The 4,321-nt window shown below is 72.6% G+C and carries 3 protein-coding genes and 1 pseudogene; 1 reads left to right on the top strand and 3 read right to left on the bottom strand.

The window, feature by feature from the left end; all coding sequences use genetic code 11:
- The first annotated feature begins 694 nt into the window (after nucleotides 1–694).
- Nucleotides 695–1,356: pseudogene (locus JNW89_RS29165) on the top strand (C39 family peptidase).
- A 91-nt stretch (nucleotides 1,357–1,447) separates the two neighbouring features.
- Here JNW89_RS29165 and dusB read toward each other — a convergent pair.
- The 3 genes from dusB to JNW89_RS29150 all read right to left on the bottom strand — a co-directional run.
- Nucleotides 1,448–2,623, bottom strand: coding sequence for a tRNA dihydrouridine synthase DusB (gene dusB / locus JNW89_RS29160; RefSeq protein ID WP_309140038.1), 1,176 nt, complete (start codon nucleotides 2,621–2,623; stop codon nucleotides 1,448–1,450).
- A gap of 103 nt (nucleotides 2,624–2,726) precedes the next feature.
- Nucleotides 2,727–3,554, bottom strand: coding sequence for a hypothetical protein (locus JNW89_RS29155; RefSeq protein ID WP_238451540.1), 828 nt, complete (start codon nucleotides 3,552–3,554; stop codon nucleotides 2,727–2,729).
- The coding region (locus JNW89_RS29150) for a hypothetical protein (RefSeq protein WP_238451539.1) at nucleotides 3,547–4,321 on the bottom strand (775 nt) is incomplete at its 5' end. The genes JNW89_RS29150 and JNW89_RS29155, both read right to left, overlap by 8 nt.

Below are 4,321 nucleotides of genomic sequence, written 5' to 3'. Positions count from 1 at the left end.
CCGGCGACACGCCAGCCCAAGCCCGCCACCGTCGCCAGCGGGCCGGGCGATTCGCCGCCCCGCTCCGGCAACACCGACGCCCACCCCTCTTCCGGACAAACCGGCCTACCCGCACCGCCGCCCCGCGGATCTTGGACAGTTACCGTTCCCCTCGAACGGCAACTGTCCAAGATCTCCGCGTCGACCTCCCACCAAGGCCCGCATCGCCCGTTGATCAAGAGGTTTGCGTCGGTCGGGCGGCGTGTCTCTGACGCAAACCTCTTGATCAACGCGGCGGAGGCGGCCCGCGCCGCCGGTTCAAGGCCGGAGGTCCGGTTCCGGGTGGGCGGTATCCGGCCGGAACCAGAGGCGGAGGCGGCCGGGCCGCCGGTTGCAGGCCGCATGTTCGGTTCCGGGTGGGCGGTATCTGCCTGGAGGAGGTCGTCTGACCTGCGCTGACGTGTTCGCGGGGCCGCCCCGGTGGCGGAATGGCCGGTGGGGTGAGGTCGTTGTACATGGCGTACCTCCGGCGCTCCCCCGGCCGGACGGATCCCGGGACCGGCCTGATGGAATGCGCGGCCGGCCGGGCCGGTTACATCCCCCGGGACACCCGAGCAGGTCGCGCCGATCGCCGGGGCGATCCCTTCTGGCTTTTCCCGCGGCACCGCGCCCCTGTTGCGTGTGCCGCGCACCCCCGACAGAGAGGCAGTCGATCATGCGTACCGATCTGATCCGCAAGACCGCCCTGACCGCTGCCGGACTCGCCTTCACCGGCGCCGTCGCCGCCCGCTCGCCACCGCCAACGCCGAGTCGGCCACCACCGACAAGGGCGCCGCGTCGGCGAAGAACGACCGCAAGTCGCCCGGCGAGCGCGAGCTGACCATGCGCTACGCGGCCCAGCCGAACTTCTACTACTGCGGCCCCGCGGCCACCCGCAACGCCCTGTCCGTGCAGGGCAAGGACATCGACGTGGACGCCATGGCCAAGGAGATGGGCACCACCGAGGCGGGCACCAACTCCATCAACGACATCACCCCGGTGCTGAACAAGGAGACCGGCAAGAAGGTCTACCGCAGCGTCGAGATCCGCGACAAGAGTGCCGACCGCAAGCAGACCGAGAAGCTGCGCGCGGACGTCGTCCGCACCATCGACGACGGTCGGGCCGTGGTCGCCAACATCGCCGGCACCGCCACGGACACCGACGGCCTCACCCACTCCTTCGAGGGCGGGCACTACATCAGCGTCATCGGCTACCGCGACGGCGGCAACGTCGTCACGATCGCCGACTCGGCGAACGCCGACCAGATGTCCTACCGGATGAGCGTGGACAACCTGGCCGACTGGATCGCCACCCGCGGCTACTCCGCCGCCGCCTGATCCACCGCAACACCGACGAAGGGCCGGCCCCCATCCGGGGGGCGGCCCTTCGTCGTGTGCGCGTTCGGGCGGCTCGGCGGACCAGCGGCGGTCAGCCGCCGGAGTCGGCCAGCTCGGCGCCCTCGGGCACGGTGTCGTCGTCCCGGCTGGCCAGCCAGCCGTCGGGCAGGAAGACCTTGCCCGGGGAGTTGGTGCGACCGCGCGGCTGACCGAGGGTGGCCACCGGGAAGGGCTCCGTCGGGTCCAGCTTGCCGAGCAGGTCGTCGAGCTGCGCCAGGCTCTCGATCATCGCCAGCTCGCGGCGCAGCTCGCTGCCGACCGGGAAGCCCTTGAGGTACCAGGCGACGTGCTTGCGGAAGTCGGTGCACCCGTCCCGCTCGCCCCGGGCCGGGGTACGGCTCCCGGCGGTGAACTGGTCGACCAGCAGCTCGGCGTGGCGGCGCATGGTCTGCGCGACCTCGCCGAGGGTGGGCAGCCGCCGCTCGGGGCGGCCCTCGAACGCGGCCTCCAGGTCGGCGAAGAGCCACGGCCGGCCCAGGCAGCCTCGGCCGATCACCACCCCGTCCACGCCGGTGTGCGCCACCATCCGCAGCGCGTCGTCGGCCTCCCAGATGTCGCCGTTGCCGAGCACCGGCACGTCGAGGGCCTGCTTCAAGGTGGCGATCGCGTCCCAGTCGGCGGTGCCCGAGTAGCGCTGCGCGGCCGTCCGCCCGTGCAGGGCGACCGCCGCCACCCCGGCGTCCTGCGCGGCCAGCCCGGCCTCCACGTACGTCAGGTGGTCGTCGTCGATGCCCTTGCGCATCTTCACGGTGACCGGCACCCCGGCCGGTGCGGCGGCGTCCACCGCGGCCCTGACCAGGCGGGCGAAGAGCCGCCGCCGCCACGGCAGCGCGGCGCCGCCGCCCTTGCGGGTCACCTTCGGCACCGGGCAGCCGAAGTTCAGGTCGATGTGGTCGGCGAGGTTCTTCTCCACCACGATCCGCACCGCCGCGGCGGTGATCTCCGGGTCGGTGCCGTAGAGCTGGAGGCTGCGCGGCCGCTCGTCGGCGCCGAAGGCGATCATGCGCAGCGTCTTCGGGTTCCGCTCGACCAGGGCGACAGTGGTGATCATCTCGCAGACGTAGATGCCGCCGCCCTGCTCCCGACAGAGCTGCCGGAAGCCGACATTGGTGATGCCGGCCATCGGGGCGAGCACCACCGGCGGCCACACCTGGTGCGGCCCGAGGGTGAGCGGGCGGAGCGCGACGGAGGTAGCGGGACTGGTCACGTACCCAAGAATCCCATGCCCGTGGCGGTGGCCCGGCCTCCGGTGGCCGGTCGCCGCCGCGATGGTGAGCGAACTCGCACCGCGGCGGCGACCGGCGTACGGGTCAGTAGGTGCCGGGGCTGGCCAGGATCAGGCCCGAGACGTCCACGATCACCGACGTGGCGCTGCTGACGTGCACGGCGAACGCGAGCTGGTTGCCGTTGTAGGCGCCCAACTGCACCTCGACCAGGTTGGAGAGGATCTGGTTCGGCCCCCACCAGTTCAGCGACGACGTCTGCGGCTTGGCGATCGACGAGCTGAACGCGGTCAGCACCCCGGAGGAGACCGTGTTGGCCACCGTGATGTTGACGTACGCCGCGGTGGCCCGCTCGGCCAGCGCCGGCGGCACGTTCTTGACGGTCAGGTGGATGACCTGGCCGGCGTTCAGCTTGCCCGAGGTCACCACCGTGGTGGCGCTGACCACGTGCGCGCTGTAGGTGGAGATCGCGCGGGTGTCCAGGATCCGCTGCGGCGGGACGGCCATCGTCCGGTTCGCCCACCGCGAGGTGTTGACGTACGCGCGCGCCCCGCCCTTGCCGCCGATCACCAGCTCGCCGGAGGGGGTGACCGCGAGCGAGCCGGTCGGCAGCTCCTGCGGGATGTCCGCGGACGGGGTGGGGGTCAGCACCAGCGGAGGGCGGGTGCTCGGCGCGTCGACGGTCAGCGTCGGGGCCAGCGCCGAACCGCCGCGCAGCAGGGTCTCGGTGGTCCCCGCGTCGTTGGTGGCCCCGATGAGCACCGGCTGCCCCGGGTCGGCGGCGGCCGGAGTGGCGACGACGGCCGCCGCGCCGACGCCGGCGCCCGCGGCGACACCGGCCTTGATGATCCGGCGGCGGGTGGTCGACGACGTCTCGTCGGTGGTCATGCTGGTGGTCTCCTCGGTCTCACGCACGGGGCTGCACCTCCCGGTCAGCGCGCTCGGCGTTGGCCTTGATCGCGTCGGCGCGGACGCCGCTGGTGCCCGAATCGGCGGTCAGGCCCTTCGGGCTGTTGATGACGGCGGACTCCGGGTGGAACACCAGCAGGCCGGTCACGTCGAGGATGATCGCGCTGGCGCTCTTCTGCACCCAGATGGCCACCGTGTCCGGGTAGTAGTCGCCGTTGGCGGTCGACCAGGCGCCCACCTGGGTGATCACGCCGTTGGAGAGCAGTTGGCCGGCGCCCCACCAGTTGATGGTGGACGCGCCCGGGGCGTCGCCCCGCCCGTAGACGGTGGCGAAGCCGCCCTTCTCGGTCTTGGCCACGGTCACGTTGCCGATCAGGCCGTCGCCGTACTCGACGATGCCGGCCAGGTGGACCAGCAGCCAGGCGCCCGCGACCGCCCGGCCCTGCGAGTCGATCTGGCCGGCGCCCTCCAGCAGCCGGGTCCGGCCGGCGGCGGTGCGGGTGTCGAGTACCCGGGTGGGCGGGATCGGCACCAGCATGGTGGCGTTCGCCGTGGTGAGCGTCTCGTAGCGGCGAACCACGCCACCGGGGTCGGTGCCGGCGGCGCCGAGGCCGAGGGTGGTCGACTCCAGCGAGCCGGGCAGCACCGGCAGCTTCGACTCGGAGCGCTTGAGCAGCAGCGCCGGGCCGGCGTCGTTCTGCACGGCCAGGGTGGCCGCGCCGTTGCCGGCGGTGCTGGTCACGGTGGTCTTGCCACCGCTGTTCGGCGCGCCC

The sequence above is a fragment of the Micromonospora sp. 4G55 genome (genome assembly GCF_016803375.1).
This window is presented reverse-complemented; position numbering and strand designations above follow the sequence as displayed.